17 protein-coding genes, 1 tRNA gene and 1 pseudogene are annotated in these 17,437 nt (G+C 73.2%); 8 read left to right on the top strand and 11 right to left on the bottom strand.

Annotation, left to right across the window (positions count from 1 at the left end; translation table 11 throughout):
- Window positions 1-3: 3 nt before the first annotated feature.
- Window positions 4-366: pseudogene (locus ABT041_RS36470) on the bottom strand (cell division protein DivIVA); the annotation flags it as partial.
- Window positions 367-420: 54 nt separating this feature from the next.
- Here ABT041_RS36470 and folP point away from each other — a divergent pair.
- Window positions 421-1,281, top strand: coding sequence for a dihydropteroate synthase (gene folP / locus ABT041_RS36465; protein ID WP_351192774.1), 861 nt, complete (start codon window positions 421-423; stop codon window positions 1,279-1,281).
- A 19-nt stretch (window positions 1,282-1,300) separates the two neighbouring features.
- On the opposite strand, the gene ABT041_RS36460 is transcribed toward folP, so the two are convergent.
- Both ABT041_RS36460 and dapE read right to left on the bottom strand, forming a co-directional pair.
- Window positions 1,301-2,050 (bottom strand): LOG family protein, encoded by a 750-nt coding sequence (locus ABT041_RS36460; protein WP_351192772.1) that lies wholly within the window; start codon window positions 2,048-2,050, stop codon window positions 1,301-1,303.
- Window positions 2,051-2,125: 75 nt separating this feature from the next.
- Window positions 2,126-3,229, bottom strand: coding sequence for a succinyl-diaminopimelate desuccinylase (dapE, locus tag ABT041_RS36455; RefSeq protein ID WP_351192769.1), 1,104 nt, complete (start codon window positions 3,227-3,229; stop codon window positions 2,126-2,128).
- Between the two features lie 29 nt (window positions 3,230-3,258).
- Here dapE and ABT041_RS36450 point away from each other — a divergent pair, with 29 nt between their 5' ends.
- Entirely contained in the window at window positions 3,259-4,200 is a 942-nt protein-coding gene (locus ABT041_RS36450) for a VldE C-terminal domain-containing protein (RefSeq protein ID WP_351192767.1), read from the top strand.
- Between the two features lie 705 nt (window positions 4,201-4,905).
- Entirely contained in the window at window positions 4,906-5,367 is a 462-nt protein-coding gene (locus tag ABT041_RS36445; protein ID WP_351192765.1) for an ATP-binding protein, read from the top strand.
- A gap of 68 nt (window positions 5,368-5,435) precedes the next feature.
- Here ABT041_RS36445 and dapC read toward each other — a convergent pair whose 3' ends face one another.
- Both dapC and fdxA read right to left on the bottom strand, forming a co-directional pair.
- Window positions 5,436-6,533 (bottom strand): succinyldiaminopimelate transaminase, encoded by a 1,098-nt coding sequence (dapC, locus tag ABT041_RS36440; protein WP_351192762.1) that lies wholly within the window; start codon window positions 6,531-6,533, stop codon window positions 5,436-5,438.
- Between the two features lie 84 nt (window positions 6,534-6,617).
- Window positions 6,618-6,938 carry a ferredoxin gene (fdxA, locus tag ABT041_RS36435; RefSeq protein WP_015035968.1) on the bottom strand — a complete coding sequence of 107 codons (321 nt, stop codon included), beginning with the start codon at window positions 6,936-6,938 and terminating at the stop codon, window positions 6,618-6,620.
- Between the two features lie 112 nt (window positions 6,939-7,050).
- On the opposite strand from fdxA, the gene ABT041_RS36430 reads away from it, so the two are divergent.
- Window positions 7,051-8,061: a GNAT family N-acetyltransferase gene (locus ABT041_RS36430; protein ID WP_351192759.1), complete on the top strand. Its 1,011-nt coding sequence runs from the start codon at window positions 7,051-7,053 to the stop codon at window positions 8,059-8,061.
- On the top strand, window positions 8,046-8,903 hold the full coding sequence (locus ABT041_RS36425; RefSeq protein WP_351192756.1) for a transglutaminase family protein: 858 nt from the start codon (window positions 8,046-8,048) through the stop codon (window positions 8,901-8,903). Before ABT041_RS36430 ends, ABT041_RS36425 begins: the two co-directional genes overlap by 16 nt.
- Before the next feature lie 32 nt (window positions 8,904-8,935).
- Here the strand turns inward: ABT041_RS36425 and ABT041_RS36420 are convergent.
- Both ABT041_RS36420 and ABT041_RS36415 read right to left on the bottom strand, forming a co-directional pair.
- Window positions 8,936-9,010: transfer RNA gene (locus ABT041_RS36420), tRNA-Leu, on the bottom strand.
- A gap of 14 nt (window positions 9,011-9,024) precedes the next feature.
- The gene (locus ABT041_RS36415; protein WP_351192753.1) at window positions 9,025-9,729 is read right to left on the bottom strand and encodes a GntR family transcriptional regulator; all 705 of its coding nucleotides are present in this window, start codon (window positions 9,727-9,729) and stop codon (window positions 9,025-9,027) included.
- A 146-nt stretch (window positions 9,730-9,875) separates the two neighbouring features.
- Between ABT041_RS36415 and ABT041_RS36410 the strand changes: the two genes are divergently transcribed.
- The 3 genes from ABT041_RS36410 to ABT041_RS36400 are packed head-to-tail and all read left to right on the top strand — an operon-like array spanning window position 9,876 to window position 13,275.
- Entirely contained in the window at window positions 9,876-11,204 is a 1,329-nt protein-coding gene (locus ABT041_RS36410) for an MFS transporter (RefSeq protein WP_351192750.1), read from the top strand.
- A complete protein-coding gene (locus ABT041_RS36405; protein ID WP_351192747.1) occupies window positions 11,201-12,370 on the top strand; it encodes a maleate cis-trans isomerase family protein in 1,170 nt (389 codons plus the stop codon). The genes ABT041_RS36410 and ABT041_RS36405 overlap by 4 nt, the downstream gene beginning before the upstream one ends.
- Window positions 12,367-13,275 (top strand): polysaccharide deacetylase family protein, encoded by a 909-nt coding sequence (locus ABT041_RS36400; RefSeq protein ID WP_351192744.1) that lies wholly within the window; start codon window positions 12,367-12,369, stop codon window positions 13,273-13,275. Before ABT041_RS36405 ends, ABT041_RS36400 begins: the two co-directional genes overlap by 4 nt.
- A 74-nt stretch (window positions 13,276-13,349) precedes the next feature.
- Here ABT041_RS36400 and ABT041_RS36395 read toward each other — a convergent pair whose 3' ends face one another.
- The 4 genes from ABT041_RS36395 to ABT041_RS36380 all read right to left on the bottom strand — a co-directional run bounded on the left by ABT041_RS36395 (window position 13,350) and on the right by ABT041_RS36380 (window position 17,193).
- A complete protein-coding gene (locus ABT041_RS36395) occupies window positions 13,350-15,542 on the bottom strand; it encodes a peptidoglycan binding domain-containing protein (protein WP_502976688.1) in 2,193 nt (730 codons plus the stop codon).
- Window positions 15,543-15,718: 176 nt separating this feature from the next.
- Window positions 15,719-16,084: a DUF6113 family protein gene (locus ABT041_RS36390; RefSeq protein ID WP_351192739.1), complete on the bottom strand. Its 366-nt coding sequence runs from the start codon at window positions 16,082-16,084 to the stop codon at window positions 15,719-15,721.
- On the bottom strand, window positions 16,081-16,971 hold the full coding sequence (mshB, locus tag ABT041_RS36385; RefSeq protein WP_351192736.1) for an N-acetyl-1-D-myo-inositol-2-amino-2-deoxy-alpha-D-glucopyranoside deacetylase: 891 nt from the start codon (window positions 16,969-16,971) through the stop codon (window positions 16,081-16,083). Before mshB ends, ABT041_RS36390 begins: the two co-directional genes overlap by 4 nt.
- 27 nt (window positions 16,972-16,998) lie before the next feature.
- Window positions 16,999-17,193 carry a hypothetical protein gene (locus ABT041_RS36380; RefSeq protein ID WP_015035959.1) on the bottom strand — a complete coding sequence of 65 codons (195 nt, stop codon included), beginning with the start codon at window positions 17,191-17,193 and terminating at the stop codon, window positions 16,999-17,001.
- Between the last annotated feature and the right edge of the window lie 244 nt (window positions 17,194-17,437).

Below are 17,437 nucleotides of genomic sequence, written 5' to 3'. Positions count from 1 at the left end.
GCCGCCCTCCGTGCCGGCCTCGCCCGCGGGGCCCGCGAGCGCCGCCTCCAGCTCGGCGATCCGCGCGTCGCGCTCCGCGAGCTCGGCGCCCAGGCGGACGAGGACGTCGTCCACGTCGGCCATCCGGTAGCCGCGGGCGGCGACGGGGAGGCGGAGCGCCTCGACGTCGGCGCGGTCCACCGGGCGCGCGACCGGAAGCGGGTCGACGAGCTGCTCGGGCGCCACCTCGGGCAGCACCTCGCTGTCGCCGCCGCCGACCACGGCGAGGGTCACCGCGGCCACGACCACGACCATCGTGATGAGCAGAAACCAGAACACTGCGCGCCTCTCCCCGGAGTGGAAAACGTCCCGTGCCGATCGTGCCATGCGCCACCGACGGTTAGGGTCGCAGGCGAACGGACGCGAGGGAGGACAAAAGGGATGCTGCGCTTGGGACGGCGTGAATTCGGGCCGCACGAGCCGGTGATCATGGCGATCGTGAACCGGACCCCGGACTCCTTCTACGACCAGGGCGCGACCTTCCGGGACGAGCCCGCGCTCGCCCGGGTCGAGCAGGCCGTGGCGGAGGGGGCGGCCATCATCGACATCGGCGGGGTGAAGGCGGGCCCCGGCGAGGAGGTGACGGCCGAGGAGGAGGCGCGGCGCACGGTCGGGTTCGTCGCCGAGGTCCGGCGGCGCCATCCCGACGTGGTGATCAGCGTCGACACCTGGCGGGCGGACGTCGGCGAGGCGGTCTGCGAGGCCGGGGCGGACGTCCTGAACGACGCGTGGGGCGGGGTCGACCCGCGGCTCGCCGAGGTCGCCGCGAAGTACGGGGCGGGGCTCGTCTGCACCCACGCGGGCGGCGCGGAGCCGCGGACGCGGCCGCACCGGGTGGAGTACGAGGACGTGATGGCCGACATCCTGCGGGTCACGGTGGGGCTCGCGGAGCGCGCGGTCTCGCTCGGGGTGCGGCGGGACGGGATCATGATCGATCCCGGTCATGACTTCGGGAAGAACACGCGGCACAGCCTTGAGGCGACGCGGCGGCTCGGCGAGATGGCGGCGACCGGGTGGCCGGTGCTGGTGTCCCTGTCGAACAAGGACTTCGTCGGGGAGACGCTCGACCGGCCGGTCAAGGAGCGGGTCCTCGGGACCCTGGCCACGACGGCCGTGTCGGCGTGGCTGGGGGCGCAGGTGTACCGGGTGCACGAGGTGGCGGAGACGAAGCAGGTCCTGGACATGGTGGCGTCCATCGCCGGACACCGCGCGCCCGCGGTGGCCCGGCGCGGGCTGGCGTAGCCGGGCCACCGCGTGGGCCTTACCGGCCGACCTCCTTGGTGACGAGCGCGACCGCTTCCTCCACGTCGTCCGTGACGTGGAAGAGGAGGAGGTCGCGTTCCGAGGCCTTGCCGCCCGCCACGACCGAGTCGCGGAGCCACTCGACGAGGCCCTTCCAGTACGCGGTGCCGAAGAGGACGATCGGGAAGCGGGTGACCTTGCGGGTCTGGACCAGGGTCAGGGCCTCGAAGAGCTCGTCGAGGGTGCCGAGGCCGCCGGGCAGGACGACGAAGCCCTGCGCGTACTTCACGAACATCGTCTTGCGGACGAAGAAGTAGCGGAAGTTCACGCCGATGTCGACGTGCGGGTTGAGCCCCTGCTCGAAGGGGAGCTCGATGCCGAGGCCCACCGAGACGCCCTTGGCCTCCCTGGCCCCCTTGTTGGCCGCCTCCATGGCGCCCGGGCCGCCGCCCGTGATGACCGCGAAGCCGGCCTCCACGAGCGCCCGGCCGATCCGTACGCCCGCCTCGTACTCCGGGGAGTCCGGGTGCGTGCGGGCCGAGCCGAAGACGCTGATCGCGCTCGGCAGTTCGGCGAGGGCGCCGAAGCCCTCGACGAACTCGGACTGGATGCGCATGACCCGCCAGGGGTCGGTGTGCACCCATTCCGAGTCGCCCTCGGTGTCGAGCAGCCTCTGGTCCGTGGTGCCCGGCTGGACCTGGTCCCTGCGCCTGAGCACCGGTCCCAGCCGCTGCTCCTCCGGCTTCGTCTCCCCTTCGGGGATACCCATGGCCTGCTCCCTCCGTCGAACCGACGATCTTCTGGTGGGGTCAGGGTAGGTCCACAGAGGTGACGAAATCCGAAATTACGGGAGACGGGCGGTCAGCCAGTCGCGGAGCCGCGCCTCACAGTGGTGCACGCGGTCGACGTGGACGTGCTCGTCGCGCTTGTGCGCGTACAGCGGGTCACCGGGTCCGTAGTTCACCGCGGGGACGCCGAGGGCGCTGAAGCGGGCGACGTCGGTCCAGCCGAACTTGGGCTGGGCGCTGCCGCCGACGGCCTTCATGAAGGCCTCGGCCGCCGGGTGGGAGAGGCCGGGCAGGGCGCCGGGGCTCTCGTCGTCGACGACGAACTCGGCGATGTCGATGCCGTCGAAGAACGCGCGGACGTACGCCAGGGCCTCGGCCGGGGAGCGGTCCGGGGCGTAGCGGTAGTTGACGGTGACGGAGCAGGCGTCGGGGATGACGTTGGTGGCGACGCCGCCCTCGATCTTCACGGCGTTGAGGCCCTCGTGGTACTGGAGGCCGTCGATGACGGGCTTGCGCGGCTCGTAGGCGGCGAGGCGGGCGAGGATCGGGGCGGCGGTGTGGATGGCGTTGGAGCCCATCCACGCGCGCGCGGAGTGGGCGCGCTCGCCCGCGGTGTGCAGAATGACGCGCAGGGTGCCCTGGCAGCCGCCCTCGACCTGGCCGTCGGAGGGTTCGAGGAGGACGGCGAAGTCGCCCTCCAGCCAGTCGGGGTGCGCGGCGGCGACCTTGCCGAGGCCGTTGAGGTCGGCGGCGACCTCCTCGTTGTCGTAGAAGACGAAGGTGAGGTCGCGGTTGGGCTCGGCGACGGTGGCGGCGATCCGCAGCTGGACGGCGACCCCGGACTTCATGTCGGAGGTGCCGCAGCCCCAGAGGATGCCGTCCTCGTCGAGGCGCGAAGGCACGTTGTCGGCGATCGGCACGGTGTCGATGTGGCCGGCGAGGACGACCCGCTCGGCGCGGCCGAGGTTCGTACGGGCCACGACGTTGTTGCCGAGGCGGTCGACGGTGAGGTGCGGCAGGGCGCGCAGGGCCGCCTCGATCGCGTCGGCGAGCGGCTGCTCGGTCCCGCTGACGGACGGGAAGTCGACGAGGGCGGCGGTGAGCGCGGCCCCGTCCAGGGAGAGGTCGAGGGAGCCGTCGAGCGGGGTGATGTCTGCCATGTGCCGACCCTAACGCGGCCTCCAGTACGGTGGGCCCCGTGTCCGAGCCCACCCGCCCCCGCCGTCGCGGCCGCCTCGCCCGTTCCGCGGCCGCCTTCGCCGTGCTCCTCGGCCTCGCGTCGTACGTGGCCGTCCACCAGCTGACGGGGAGCACGGGTGCGCCCCGGTGCAGTGTGGGCAGTGGGGACAACCGGTACGAGTTCACTCCGGAGCAGGCGTCCAACGCGGCGACCATCTCGGCGGTGGGCACGACGCGGGGGCTTCCGGAGCGGGCGGTGACGATCGCGCTCGCGACCGCGCTGCAGGAGTCGGCGCTGCGGAACATCGAGCACGGCGACCGGGACTCGCTCGGCCTCTTCCAGCAGCGGCCCTCGCAGGGCTGGGGGACGGCGGAGCAGATCATGGACCCGGTGTACTCGGCGGGGAAGTTCTACGCGGGTCTGGAGAAGGTCCCGGGGTACTCGCGGATGCCGCTGACGGTGGCGGCGCAGAAGGTGCAGCGGAGCGGTTTCCCGCAGGCGTACGCGAAGCACGAGCCGGACGCGGCGCTGCTGTCGGCGGCGCTGACGGGCCGGTCGCCGGCGGCGCTGACCTGCACGACGAGCGAGGTGAAGGGCCGGCCGGGCGATCCGGAGCAGGTCCGCCGGGAGCTGGTGCGGGCCTTCGGCGCGAAGGCGGCGCCGGAGGTGGTGACGGGCGGTCCGAGCGCGGGCCGTTCGGCCGCGGAGCCGCCGGTGCTCGTGGTCCCGGTCCGGGCGGCGACGGGCGCGGGCAGCGCGCCGGGGGCCGGTTCGGACGAGCGGCGCGGCTGGGAGCTGGCGCAGTGGGCGGTGGCCCGGGCGGACGAGCTCCGCATCACGGAGGTGTCGTTCGGCGGCCGGGTCTGGCGCGCGGGCGAGGCGGCCGGCGGCTGGTCGAAGTCCACGACCACCGGCACCGCCACCTCGGTCCGGGTACGACTGGCCCAGTAGCCGGGGCGTGGATTCGGTCCGGGTGCGGCTGGGCCGGTAGCCCGGACCCCGGAATCGGTCCGCGCACGACCTGCCCAGTAGCCGCGGCGGGAATCGGTTCGGGCACGACCGGCCCGACAGTCGGGTCGGGGATTCGGTCCCGTACGACCGGCCCGGCAGTCGGTCCCCGGAATCGGTCCGCGTGCGACACGCCCAGTAGCCGCGGCGGGGAATCGGTCCGGGCACGACCGGCCCGACAGTCGGGTCGGGGATTCGGTCCCGTACGACCGGCCCGGCAGTCGGTCCCCGGAATCGGTCCGCGTGCGGCTCGTCCAGTGGCCGGGTCCCCCGAATCGGCGCACGCGCGGCGCGCACCGCGGCTCGTCCCGGGGCCCGGGGCGCTGAATCCCTCCGCACACGGCCCGCCCCGCGGTCGCGCAGGCGTGCGGTCGTTCACTCGGGCGTGGCATCGGGCGGGGTCGGCGGCGAGGAAATTCGCGCCGTCCCCGCGCCGCTTTCCCCAGGCGTCACCCCTCCCCCTCGCATCCCTTGCGGCACAAGGGAAGTGACGGTTCGCCAGGGCCTCTCGCAATGACGCGTTCGTCCGTTTTCCTCCCCACCCGACAATACGACGCATTGCCAACTCTTTACCTTCGGCCGCCGCAACCTCCCCCTCCCCAGGGCCGGTTGTCACCGCGTAATCGTCCTCTCCGTCGAAGGAGCACCATGTCCCTCTCCCTGACCCGCCGGATCGCCCGTGCCGCCCTCATCGTCGCGGCCGGAGCAGCCCCCGTGGTCGGTGCGGCCGGCTCCGCGAGCGCTCTGGACCAGGGCCTCGCGCCGACCGGGGCCCTCGGCGGCGTGACCGCCCTGGACGCCGCCGGCGCGGGGACCGCCGTCGACGCCGCCTCGCAGACCGCGACCGGCGTGGTCGGCGAGACCGGCAGCAAGGCCGTCGGCACCGCCGTCCCGGCCGCCGGCAAGACCGTCGGCACGGCCGGCAAGACCGCCACCCCCGCCGCGCAGGAGGTCGTCGGCAAGACGGCCGGCAGCACGGGCGAGGTCGTCGGCCAGACCGCCGGCGCCGCGGCCGAGAGCACCGAGGCCCCCACCGGCGGCGCCCTGGGCGGCGGCCTGGGCGGCCTGCCGACCGGCCAGACCCTGGGCGGCCTGCCCATCGGCGGCTGACCCGCACCGCGACGCGCCGGAGGGCCCGGGGAGCACACGCTCCCCGGGCCCTCCGGCGTTCCACGGGCTCAGCCCAGGCGCTTGACCGCGGCCTCGACCCGCTCGTCCGTCGCCGTGAACGCCACCCGCACGAACCGCTCCCCGGCCTCGCCGTAGAAGTCGCCGGGCGCCACGAGGATGCCCTTCTCCGCCAGGTACGCCACGGTCTCCCAGCACGGCTCGTCGCGCGTCGCCCACAGGTAGAGGCTCGCCTCGCTGTGCTCGATGCGGAAGCCGTGCGACTCCAGGGCCGCCCGCAGCGCCGCCCGGCGGGCCGCGTACCGCTCCCGCTGCTCGGCCACGTGCGCGTCGTCGCCGAGCGCCGCGACCGTCGCCGCCTGCACCGGCGCGGCGGTCATCATGCCGCCGTGCTTGCGGATCTGGAGCAGCTCGCCCAGGACGGCCGCGTCGCCCGCGATGAACGCCGCCCGGTAGCCGGCCAGGTTGGAGCGCTTGGACAGCGAGTGGACCGCGACGATCCCCTCGTACGAACCGCCGCAGACGTCCGGGTGCAGGACGGAGACCGGGTCGGCCTCCCAGCCCAGCTCCAGGTAGCACTCGTCGGAGAAGACGAGGATCCCGTGCTCGCGCGCCCAGGCGACGATCCGGATCAGCTCGTCCTTCGCGAGGACCTTGCCGGTCGGGTTGGACGGCGAGTTGAGCCACAGCAGCCTGACCGCGGCCGGGTCGAGGTCGGCGACCGGGTCGTCGTAGACGACGGGCGTCGCGCCGCAGAGCCGCGCCCCCACCTCGTACGTCGGGTAGGCCAGCCGCGGGTAGGCCACCGCGTCACCGGCGCCGAGCCCCAGCTGCGTCGGCAGCCAGGCCACGAGCTCCTTGGAGCCGACCACCGGCAGCACGTTCTCGTGGGCGAAGCCGACCGCGCCCAGGCGCCGCTCGCACCAGCGGGTGAGCGCGTCCCGCAGCTCCTTCGTCCCCCACACCGTGGGATAGCCCGGCGAGTCCGCGGCCGCGACCAGGGCCTCCTGGATCAGCGCGGGGACCGGGTCGACGGGCGTGCCGACGGACAGGTCCACGATTCCGTCCGGGTGCGCCACGGCCGTCTTCTTGTACGGCTCCAGCTTGTCCCAGGGGAAGACGGGCAGGCGCGAAGAGACTGCGCTCACGGGTTGGCTCACTTCCTCAGTGCGTACGGAAAACGCTTCGGTCCCGTACAGCGGCGAGGCCGTACGGGACCGAGGGCGAACGAATCAGCCGTTCTGCGGCGGCAGGGCGGCGATGAAGGGGTGGTCGCGCTCGATCTCGCCGAGCTTGGAGGCACCACCGGGCGAACCGAGCTCGTCGAAGAACTCGACGTTCGCCTTGTAGTAGTCCTTCCACTCCTCCGGGGTGTCGTCCTCGTAGAAGATCGCCTCTACCGGACAGACCGGCTCACAGGCCCCGCAGTCGACGCACTCGTCCGGGTGGATGTACAAGGACCGCTTGCCCTCGTAGATGCAGTCGACGGGGCACTCCTCGATGCACGCCTTGTCCTTGACGTCGACACAAGGCTGCGCGATGACGTAGGTCACGCTGTCGTTCCTCCTCGATAGGGCTGGTCTGCGCGGGAGCGCGGCGTCGTCGATGCCCGCACCTAGTATCTCCGTTCTTGAGGGCGATCCGAACAGGAGGGGCGGAGAAGCTGTGGAAATCACCGGCGGAGGGCGCCTTGAAGTGCGAATTACCAGCGCTGACGTGGGAAAACGTGTCTCCGTTCGGTACGTGACGGACTCGGCGGAACCCGGCGGGAAGTTCACCGACGCGGTCGGGGTTCTCACATCATGGGACGCCGGTGTGCTGCTGATCACACGAAAGAGCGGTGACAGCGTCCGGATCGCGGAATCCGCGCTGGCCGCGGGGAAGGTCGTGCCGGCCGCCCCGGCCCGCCGCCGGGGCCCCTCGGCGACCTTCCCGGAGCTCGCCCGGGCCACCGCGCGCGCGTGGCAGCCGGTCGAGAGCGAGGCCCTGGGCGAGTGGACGCTGCGGGCCGCCGACGGATTCACCCGGCGGGCCAACTCCGTCCTGCCGCTCGGTGATCCCGGGCTGCCGGTCGCCGAGGCCCTCACGCACGTGCGCGCGTGGTACGCGGCCCGGAAGCTGCCCGCGTACGTCCAGACCGCGACCGGCGCCGAGGGCACCCAGGAGCTGCTGTGCGCCGCCCTCGACCGGCACGGCTGGCGGCGGGAGGTCTCCGCCGAGGTGCGGATCGCGGCGCTCGCCCCGATCGGCGACCTGGACGCCGACGTCTCCGCCGTGCGCCTCTCCCGGACGGTCGACGAGCCGTGGCTGCGCCGCTACCAGCGCTTCTCCGGCGACGAGGAGCCGAGCCCGGCCGTCCGGTCCGTGCTCGCGTCCGGCCCGAGTGTGTGGTTCGCGTCCGTCGCGGGCACGGGGGAGGTACCGGCGGCGATCGGACGCTGTGTGGTCGACGGCCGCTGGGCCGGCTTCATGGCGGTCGAGGTCGACCCCGAGCAGCGGCGCCGGGGCCTGGCGACGTCCGTCATGACGGCGCTCGCCCGGCAGGCGCTCGACGAGGGCGCGTCGGCGGCCTGGCTCCAGGTGGAGTCGGACAACGGCGGCGCGCGGGCGCTGTACGACGGCATGGGCTTCGCGCCCCACCACCACTACCACCACTACCGATGGGCGGAGGCGTGAGCGAGGACGAACCACCGGTCGAGGCGTCCGACTGGCGGCGGGAGTTCGCCGAGGAGGCGCGGTCCGAGCGCCCCGACCTGGCGCGGCTCTGTCTGCTGATCGGCGCCGTGGCCGACCCCTCGGTCACCCGGCGCGAGATCGACGAGGCCGAGATCGAACTCGACCGGCTCGCCGGGCTCGTCCCGTACGCGACCCGGATCACCGGCGACTGGGCGGCCGAGCTCGCCGCGCTGCTCGGCCGTCACGAGGGCTTCGAGGGCGTGCCCGCGGACTACGAGCGTCTGGAGTCCTCGCTGCTGCACGAGGTGCTGCGGCGGCGCCGGGGGCTGCCCATCCTGCTCTCCGTCGTCTGGATGGAGGTCGCCCGCCGGGCCGGCGCGCCGGTGTACGGGCTCGGGCTGCCCGGTCATTTCGTCGTCGGCTTCGGCGACCCGGCCGACCTGAACCTTGCCGATCCGTTCGCGGGCGGGCGGGCCATGACGGGCGCGGACGCCGAGCTCCTGGTGGCGAGCGCGACGGGCGAGGCGCTCGACCGCTCGATGCTGCGGCCCGCGGAGCCGGGGGCGATCGTCCTGCGGATCCTCAACAACATCCGCGCCTGGGCCGCACCCCGTCCCGAGCGCTCCGACGTGGCCCTGTGGGCGGTGGAGCTCGCGCTGCTGCTCCCCTCGCACCCGGCGAGGCTGCGCTACGAGCGGGCGGAGGTGCTCGTCCAGCGCGGGGAGTTCCTGACGGGTGCGGTGGAGATGGAGGCGTACGCGCAGGTGATGGACGCGGTGGACCCGGAGTCGGCGACGGCGATCCGGCGGCGGGCGCAGGCGGCCCGGGCGATGCTCAACTGAGACGCGGTCGGCCGGTGAAGGCCGGCGGAGGGGGCGGGGCGGCCGGATTCGAACCGGCGTCCTCCGAGATGCTGTCGCGGCGCACTACCTCTGTGCTACGGCCCCGCCCTTGCGAGGAACCCTAGGGGACGGCCGGCCGGGACGGCGAACCGTTTTCGGCGTCCCCGTCGAAGAGGAGGCCGAGCGCCACGTCCCGGTAGTGGCGGATGTGCCGGAGCGAGCAGTCGGCCGCCGCGTCGGCGTCGCCCGCGGCGATCGCCTCGTACAGCGTGCGGTGCTCCTCCCAGAGGGGGCCGGGGTCGTCGATCTGCTGGAAGAGCCAGCGCAGCCGGCCCTCCAGGGAGCCGAGGGCCGAGGCGAGCATGTCGTTGCCCGCGAGTTCCACGATGTGGTGGTGGAAGGCGGCGTTGGCGTGCGAGACGCGCTCCGGCCTGCCGGCCGGGGTCACCTTGCGCGCCTCCTCCAACAGGGCGCGCAACTCTTCGAGTTGCGTCTCGGTGCGGCGCTCCGCGGCCCGGCGCGCGGCCAGCACCTCAAGGGCCTCGCGCAGGTCGAAGAGGTTCTCCACGTCCTGCCAGGAGAGCTCCCGGACCACGATCCGGCGCGGCGAGAGCGCGTGCAGGAAGCCCTCGCCGATGAGGATGCGGATGGCCTCGCGCACGGGGACGCGGGAGACGCCGAACTCCTCGGCGACGTCGCGCTCGACGAGCCGGTCCCCCGGTCGCAGCCGTCCGTCGATGATGCGGTCCCGCAGCCCCTCGCACACCTGGTCGCGGAGCCATCCCCCGCCGTTCGCGGGTGTGACGGCGGGTTCGGTCTCGGTCATTCGCCCTCCCCGTATCGATGCGGTCACGGTATACCAAACGCTTGACGCCCTCCCAGTGCGCTGCTTTGGTATACCGAAACGCGGCTCGGGGCCCCGCCGCGCTTCGACGTCTCACCCTGTGCGATCTGCGAATCGAGGGTTTGCCCGTGAGTACCCAACCGGTCCCCGAGACCGTCCCCCAGGCGACGGCCGCCACCCCCTCCGGTGGCCGTCCCAGCCGGGTCCGCTGGAAGATGTTCGTCCTGCTTCTCGGCGTCGTCGCGCTCAACTACATCGACCGGGGCTCCGTCTCCGTCGCCCTGCCCCTGATCACCGAGGACCTGGGGCTGTCGAAGGAGACCACCGGCTTCGTCCTCAGCGCCTTCTTCTGGACGTACGCGCTGATGCAGATCCCCGCCGGCTGGCTCGCCGACCGCTTCGGCCCCCGCCGGATGGTCTCCGGCGCCTGCGTCGGCTGGGGCGTGGCCCAGGCCGTCACCGCCGCCGCCACCGGCGCCGGCTCCCTGCTCGGCTACCGGCTGCTCCTCGGCGCCGTCGAGGCGCCCGTCATGCCCGCGGGCGGCAAGCTCAACGCCCAGTGGCTGCCCGCGAAGGAACGCGGCCGCGGCGCCGTGCTCCTCGACGGCGGCGCCCCGCTCGGCGCCGCCCTCGGCGGCGTCATCATCTCCGCGCTGATCGCCTGGACGGGCAGCTGGCGGATCAGCTTCGTCGTCGCCGGTCTGCTCACCGTGGTCATCGGCCTGTTCGCCGCCTGGTACATCCGGAACACCCCGCGCGAGCACCCCGGCGTCGACGAGGCCGAGGCCTCGTACATCGAGCGCGCCCACGCCGAGGAGGACGCGGCCGGCCCCGCCGACGAGCGCACGGGCCTGCGCCCGTACCTCAGGCACCGCTCGTTCTGGGCGATGTGCCTGGGCTGGATGGGCTTCAACGGCGTCTTCTACGGACTGCTCACCTGGGGCCCGCTCTACCTCTCCGAGACCAAGGGCTTCGACATCAAGACCATCGGCTGGTCGACCCTGGTGATCTTCGGCGCGGGCTTCGTCGGCGAGCTCACCGGCGGCTGGATCTCCGACCGGCGCAAGGCCACCGGCGCGGGCGCCAACACCGTGATGCGCACGATGATGGGCGTCGCGGGCGCGGCCGTCGTCGCCGGACTGCTCGGCGTGGTCCTCGTACCGGACCCGATCACCGCCGTCACCCTGCTCTCCGTCGTCATGTTCTTCCTGCGCTGGGCCGGCCTCTACTGGTCGCTGCCGTCGATCCTGGCCGGCCGGTCCAACGCGGGAGTCGTCGGCGGCGCCATGAACCTCTCCGGGAACATCGCCGGCATCGTCACCCCGATCGCGGTCGGCTACATCGTCGGCGGCACCGGCTCGTACACCTGGGCGCTGCTCTACTTCGTCGGCGCGGGCGTCCTCTTCACCGTCTCGTCCCTCGTCATCGACTACAGCAGGAGGCTGGCCGTCCGATGATCCGTATCGGCATGCTCACCCCGTCCTCCAACACCTGTCTGGAGCCGGTCACCTACCGCCTCCTCGCCGGTGCCGGGGACCTCGCGAGCGCCCACTTCGCCCGCGTCCCCGTCACCCGGATCGCCCTCGACGGCGGCTCCGACGCCCAGTTCGCCCCCGAGCCGATGCTCGCCGCCGCGCGGCAGCTCGCCGACGCGCGCGTCGACGTCATCGCCTGGAACGGCACCTCGGGCTCCTGGCTGGGCGTCGACCACGACCGGCGGCTCGCCGCCGCGATCACCGCGGAGACCGGCGTCCCTGCCACCACCTCCACGCTCGCGCTGCTCGACGCCTGCGCCGCGTACGGCGTGACCCGGCTCGGGCTGGCCGTCCCCTACACCCGGGACGTCGCCGAGCGGATCGTCACCACGTACGCCGCCGAGGGCCTGGACTGCTCGCTCGCCGAGCCGTTCGGGGTCCATGACAACGAGGCCTTCGCCCGGATCCCCGAGCCGGAGGTGGCCCGGCAGATCGAGCAGGCCGGCGCCGGGGACGCGCACGCCGTCGCCGTCGTGTGCACCAACGTGTACGGCGCGGGGGCGGCCGCCGGACTCGAAGCCGTCCTGGGCATACCGGTCTTCGACAGCGTCACCGCCACCCTGTGGAAGGCGCTCGACCTGGCCGGCGCGCACCCGGTCCTCGAAGGCCACGGCGATCTGCTGCGCTCCGGCGCTCTGCGGGCCGGCTTCCAGCGGGCGCTCACCGGGCTGCGGACGGCCATCGGCGCCGACCGCACCACCCTCCGGCTCGACGTGCCCGGACACGGTCTGCACGTGGACCTCACCGCGGGCGAGGCGCTCGGCCCGGGCGTGCGGTCCATCCGACGCGACGCGGGCCTCGACCAACGCCGGCTCAACACGGTCGAGTGGCTGGAGGAGCACCGCCTCCCGCTCGTCCAGCCGCACTTCCGGGACGACCCGAAGCCGCCGCAGGCGCTGATCGACGTCTACGGCGTGCGTGCCCAGATGCTCGCGCCGGTCGTCCGCGACACCGACATGACCGGGTGGATCTCCGCCCACAGCCTCGCGGAGCGGGAGTGGGACGCGGCCGACCGGGCCGTCATGGCCGCCGCGATCGCCGAGGTGCACCAGCTGCTCGACACGTACGGAAAGGCTCACGCCGCATGACCACCAAGGACATCAGGATCGCCCTGGGCGTCGACGTCGACGCCGTGGCCGGCTGGCTCGGCAGCTACGGCGGCGAGGACTCCCCCAACGACATCCAGCGCGGTGTCTTCGCGGGCGAGGTCGGCACCCCGCGCCTGCTCAAGCTGTTCGAGCGGTACGGGATACGGACCAGCTGGTTCATCCCCGGCCACTCCATCGAGACCTTCCCCGAGCAGACCCGGATGGTCGTGGAGGCGGGCCACGAGGTCGGCGCGCACGGCTACTCGCACGAGAACCCGATCGCGATGAGCCCCCAGCAGGAGGAGGACGTCCTCGCCCGCTCGGTCGAGCTGATCGAGGAGTACACGGGCCGCAGGCCCCGCGGCTACGTGGCGCCCTGGTGGGAGATGTCCCCGCACACGGCGGCCCTCCTGCACAAGTACGGCTTCTCGTACGACCACAGCCAGAACTACCGCGACTTCACGCCCTTCTACGCCCGCGTCGGCGACAGCTGGACGAAGATCGACTACTCGAAGGAGGCCAGGGACTGGATGAAGCCGCTGGTCCACGGCCACGAGGTCGACCTGGTGGAGTTCTGCGGCAACTGGTACGTCGACGACCTGCCGCCGATGATGTTCAACAAGCACGCCCACAACAGCCACGGCTACGTCAGCCCCCGGGCCCTGGAGCAGGACTGGCGCGACCAGTTCGACTGGGTGCACCGCGAGCTGGACTACGCGGTGATCCCCGTGACCCTCCACCCGGACGTGAGCGGCCGGCCGCAGGTGCTGCTGATGCTGGAACGGTTCATCGAGTACGTGTCGGGGCACGCCGGCGTCAGCTTCTGCACCCTGGAGGACGCCGCCGACGACTTCCGGCGCCGCTTCCCCTTCGAGGGCACGGCCCGCCCCGCCGACATGCGCTGACGCCCCCGGAGCACGCGCGAGCCCCCCGTCCCTCACCAGGGACGGGGGGCTCGGCCGCGAGGCCCCGGGGCTTTCTAGCCCTCGCCGCTGAGGTCGATCGTCTTCGTGCGCTCCGCGAGGGTCTTGCCCCTCAGGGCGTCGCGCATCACATAGGCCACGTCGTCGGCGGAGACCTGGTGCTTCGTGCCGTCGCCCTTGGTGATCATGACGCCGTCGAAGGCGCCGTCGAGGAGCCGGTCGATCGCCTTCTTGTCGTAGACCTCGATCAGGCGGCCGTCGACCGCCTTCATCGACAGGATCTGCGGCAGCGAACGCGCCGGACCGAAGTCGATCTGCTTGCCGCCCGCCTTGATCCTGATCAGGCCGGACATCGCGGGCGTCGCGAACTCCTTCATCGCCCGGTCCAGCTCGGCCTTGGTGATCGTCGGCTGCCGCATGGTGACCGGCAGCTCGACCAGCTTGTTCTGGCCCGTCTCGACCTGGGCGCGGAAGGCGTCCCGTACCGAGATCATCGAGCGCTGGACGTCCAGGCCCTTGCCGGGCTTGCCCTCGACCGGGGTCACCTTGTTCGGGGCGAAGAGGATCGTGCCCTCCGTCGCCGACGCGGACGTGCCCGCCAGGTCGGTGAGCGCGACCGCGAGCTTCTCCTCGTCGACCGGGAAGACCGGCTTCGCGACCCGCTCGCCGCCGAAGAGGGAGCCGATCACCGAGACCGGGTTGTAGTCGCTGCCGGCCGCCGCGCGGACCGTCTCCTGGCTGTCGAGCGCCAGGCCCGCCTTGTCCGGGGCCAGCTGGACCTTCTTGCCGCCGACGCTGAGCTGGAGCGGGGCGGTGGCCCGCTTGCCGAGCGCCGCGTCCAGCTTGTTGACGGCCTCCTCCTTCGTGCCGCCGCCGATGTCCACGCCCAGCACCGTGGTGCCCTTCGGGACGTCGGAGTGGTTGAGGAGCAGTCCGGCGCCGTACGCGACGCCGGCGAGGCCGACGACTCCGGCCGCGACGAGGACCAGCTTGGAGCGGCCCTTCTTCGCCGGGGCCCGGTTCGCCGGGGGTGCCTGGCGCGGCGCCGGCGCGGGCGCCGGGGTCGCGAGCTCCTCGATCCGCGGGGTCAGGTTCGGGCGGGCCGCCGTCGGCGGGACCACGGGGATGCCGCTGGTCAGCGTGTCCCCGGAGATGTGCGCGCCGTTGTCGGCCTGGCCGGGGCCGGACTGCGGCGCCGGTGCCGGCTGCTGCGGCGTCAGGACCGCCGTGTCGTCGGACATGCGGGGCGCGCCGCCGCCGGGGGTGGCGAACGGGGAGCCCGCCGCGCCCGGGCCGCCGCCGAAGGGCGGCCGGGGGGCGGTCTTGGCGCCGCCGAAGGTGGCGGTGCCGGTGACCGGGCCCGTGGTGGGGCCGGTCGGCGCCGCCGGACCGCCCTGGGCGCCCGGACCGCGGTACGCGGGCGTGCCGGCGGCCGGGGTGCCGTCGTACATGGGGGTACCGGCCGCGGGGGTCCCGTCGTACATCGGGGTACCGGCCGCGGGGGTCCCGTCGTACATCGGGGTACCGGCCGCGGGGGTCCCGTCGTACATGGGGGTTCCGCCCGCAGGAGTTCCCTCGTACATCGGGGTTCCGCCCGCAGGCGTCCCGCTCTCGTACAGCGGATTGCCCGGCGGCGTCTGCGCGGTCGCGGTGACCGGACGGCTCGACGGGGTGGTGCCGACCGTCGGGACGCCCGAGGTCGCCGAGCCCGCGAAGCCCGTGCCCGGGGCGTCCGGTCCGGTGGGCGCCGGGGCCGGCTTGGCGGCGGGCGCGGGTGCCGGAGCGGGGGCGGGTGCGGGCGCCGGGGCCGCCGCCTTGCGCGGGGCGAACCAGTCGCTCGTCTCCTTCGCCTTCGGAGCCTGCGGCGCCTGGGCGGCCTCCTCGGCCGCGCGCTGCGGCTCCGGCGCGGTCACGGCCGCCGGCTCGGCCTCCGGCTCCACGGCGGGAGCGGGCTCCGGCTCGGGGTCGGGGGCGGACGCCTCGTTGACCGTCTTGCGGACCACGACCGGCGGAATCGGACGCGAACCCGGGATGTTGATCCGGATCCGGGTCGTCAGCGTCGTCTCGGTCTTGGGCTCCTCCGGCGGCGCGGACGCGCCGGGGGTCTCCTCCGGCGCGTCCTGCGTGGGGTGGAGCGACGGATACTGGCGGGATCCGTATGGCGGGGTACCCGAGGGGTAGGCGGCTCCACCGCGCCCCTGGGCGCCGGAGGACGAACTGTCAGTCTCTCGACCAGTTTCACGACTCAAAGCAGGATCTCCCGGTTGGCTCCACCGCCCGCTCTTGCTGATGCTCGTGTTGACCCGGGCGGTTCGGCGGCGCGCACCACCATACTGAACGCCGCCGACTCATACCCGACCCCCGGGTGACGGACGACGGGCAATCCGGCCGAAGTCAGGGCGTCCCCGGTCTCAAGTCCTCCTGTTCACGGGGTCGGTCGCGCCAGCCGGGGCAACGTGGCGCACATCACAGCGAGCGCCATGCCCCCGAAGAGGAAGAGCAGCTCGCCGCCGCCTCCGCCGAACACCCCGTCGCCCTCCGGGCGTCCGAGGCTGAGCAGGATGACGGTCACGAGCCAGCCGCCGCCGGCCGCGAAGACGCCGACCTGGGTGCCGGTGGCGCGGAGCCCGCCGTAGAAGAGGGCGGCGGTGGCGAGGAGCGCGAGGAGCAGGCCGAAGGGGAACCAGGCGGCTTGGACGAGGGATCCGGCGGTGCCGACGAGGGCGCCGAGGACCAGCAGGAGGGCGTACGCGACGTATCGGACGGCCGGGGAGACCGGGGTGTCGCTCACGTCGTCACCCCCGCGAAGAGGTCCGTCTCGCGCTCGCCCGCCGGGGCGCCCGAGGTGCCCTGGACGAGCTCGTAGTACTCGGTGGTGAAGATCGGCTGGCCCAGGTCGTTGGAGAGGGCGAAGAAGGGTCCGTCGACGGCGACTTGGGTGGCGTGGGCGGCCATCGCGGCGCTCTTGCGGGCCGCGTACGCGGGGTCGGCGGCGATCTCGGCGGTGATCCGGTCCTCGTCGACGACGCCCGGGACGTCGTCGATCGCGGCGATCGCCGGGAAGGCGGAGCCCTCGGCGCGGAGCCGGGCGAAGGCGGCCTCGGCGACCGGGCGCGGGACGCGGTTCCAGTAGATCTTGGCGATCGTGTGGGCCGGTCCCAGGTCGGTCCGGTAGTCCGGGTCGGCGGCGAGTTCGGCGGCGCGGGTGGCGACCCGGTGGGCCTGGATGTGGTCGGGGTGGCCGTAGCCGCCGTCGGGGTCATAGGTGATCAGGACCTGCGGGCGGGTCTCGCGGATCACCTCGACGAGGTGCGGCGCGGCGACGTCGACGTCGGTGTTCCAGAAGGCGCCTTCGCGCTTGTTCTGCTCGGCGCCCATCATCCCGGAGTCGCGGAAGCGCCCGGGGCCGCCGAGGAAGCGGTGGTCGGTGACGCCCAGCTCGGTCATCGCGGCGGCGAGTTCGCCGACGCGGTGCGGGCCGAGCCGGTCCTCCCGGTCGGGGGCCAGATGGGCGAGGTCGGGCGGGATGACCTCGCCCTCCTCGCCGAGCGTGCAGGTGACGAGCGTGACGAGGGCGCCCTCGGCCGCGTACCTGGCCATGGTGGCGCCGTTGTTGATCGACTCGTCGTCCGGGTGCGCGTGCACGAGCAGCAGACGGCGGGCGGGGAGATCGGACATGCCCCCCACCCTACGAGGTCGGGCCGCTCAGAACTTGAGGCCGCCGATCATGCCCGCCACGTTCGTGGTCAGGGTGCTGATGGACGGGGCGATGGAGGAGCTCGCCAGGTAGAAGCCCAGGAGCGCGCAGACCGCCGCATGTCCAGCCTTCAGCCCGGATTTCCGGATCAGCAGGAAGACGACGATCGCCAGCAGCACCACCACGGAGATCGAGAGTGCCACGGCGGTTCACCTCCACCTTCGGTCGGATATTCGAGCGGTTCGGTCGATCAGCATGTGCCAGAGGGCATGCCAGTCCGATGCATACCCACCTAGCGCTACGGATCATAACTATCCGTGCGGCCGCATCGATCGGCGGACGGAGGCACGAAGGGGGCGCACGGCGCTAGTTTCAGCCGCATGACCTTGTCTTCGCAGCAGCCGGCCACACCCTCGGCCGGGCTCTCCTTCCCCCGTCAGCACGCCC

This window comes from Streptomyces sp. NPDC002825, assembly GCF_040295385.1.
Taxonomy (GTDB): domain Bacteria; phylum Actinomycetota; class Actinomycetes; order Streptomycetales; family Streptomycetaceae; genus Streptomyces.
This window is presented reverse-complemented; position numbering and strand designations above follow the sequence as displayed.

Coding starts and splice junctions, on each gene's coding strand:
- folP (WP_351192774.1), top strand. CDS start 421: ATGCTGCGCTTGGGACGGCGTGAATTCGGGCCGCACGAGCCGGTGATC.
- ABT041_RS36460 (WP_351192772.1), bottom strand. CDS start 2,050: ATGGGTATCCCCGAAGGGGAGACGAAGCCGGAGGAGCAGCGGCTGGGA.
- dapE (WP_351192769.1), bottom strand. CDS start 3,229: ATGGCAGACATCACCCCGCTCGACGGCTCCCTCGACCTCTCCCTGGAC.
- ABT041_RS36445 (WP_351192765.1), top strand. CDS start 4,906: ATGTCCCTCTCCCTGACCCGCCGGATCGCCCGTGCCGCCCTCATCGTC.
- ABT041_RS36425 (WP_351192756.1), top strand. CDS start 8,046: ATGGGCGGAGGCGTGAGCGAGGACGAACCACCGGTCGAGGCGTCCGAC.
- ABT041_RS36415 (WP_351192753.1), bottom strand. CDS start 9,729: ATGACCGAGACCGAACCCGCCGTCACACCCGCGAACGGCGGGGGATGG.
- ABT041_RS36405 (WP_351192747.1), top strand. CDS start 11,201: ATGATCCGTATCGGCATGCTCACCCCGTCCTCCAACACCTGTCTGGAG.
- ABT041_RS36400 (WP_351192744.1), top strand. CDS start 12,367: ATGACCACCAAGGACATCAGGATCGCCCTGGGCGTCGACGTCGACGCC.
- mshB (WP_351192736.1), bottom strand. CDS start 16,971: ATGTCCGATCTCCCCGCCCGCCGTCTGCTGCTCGTGCACGCGCACCCG.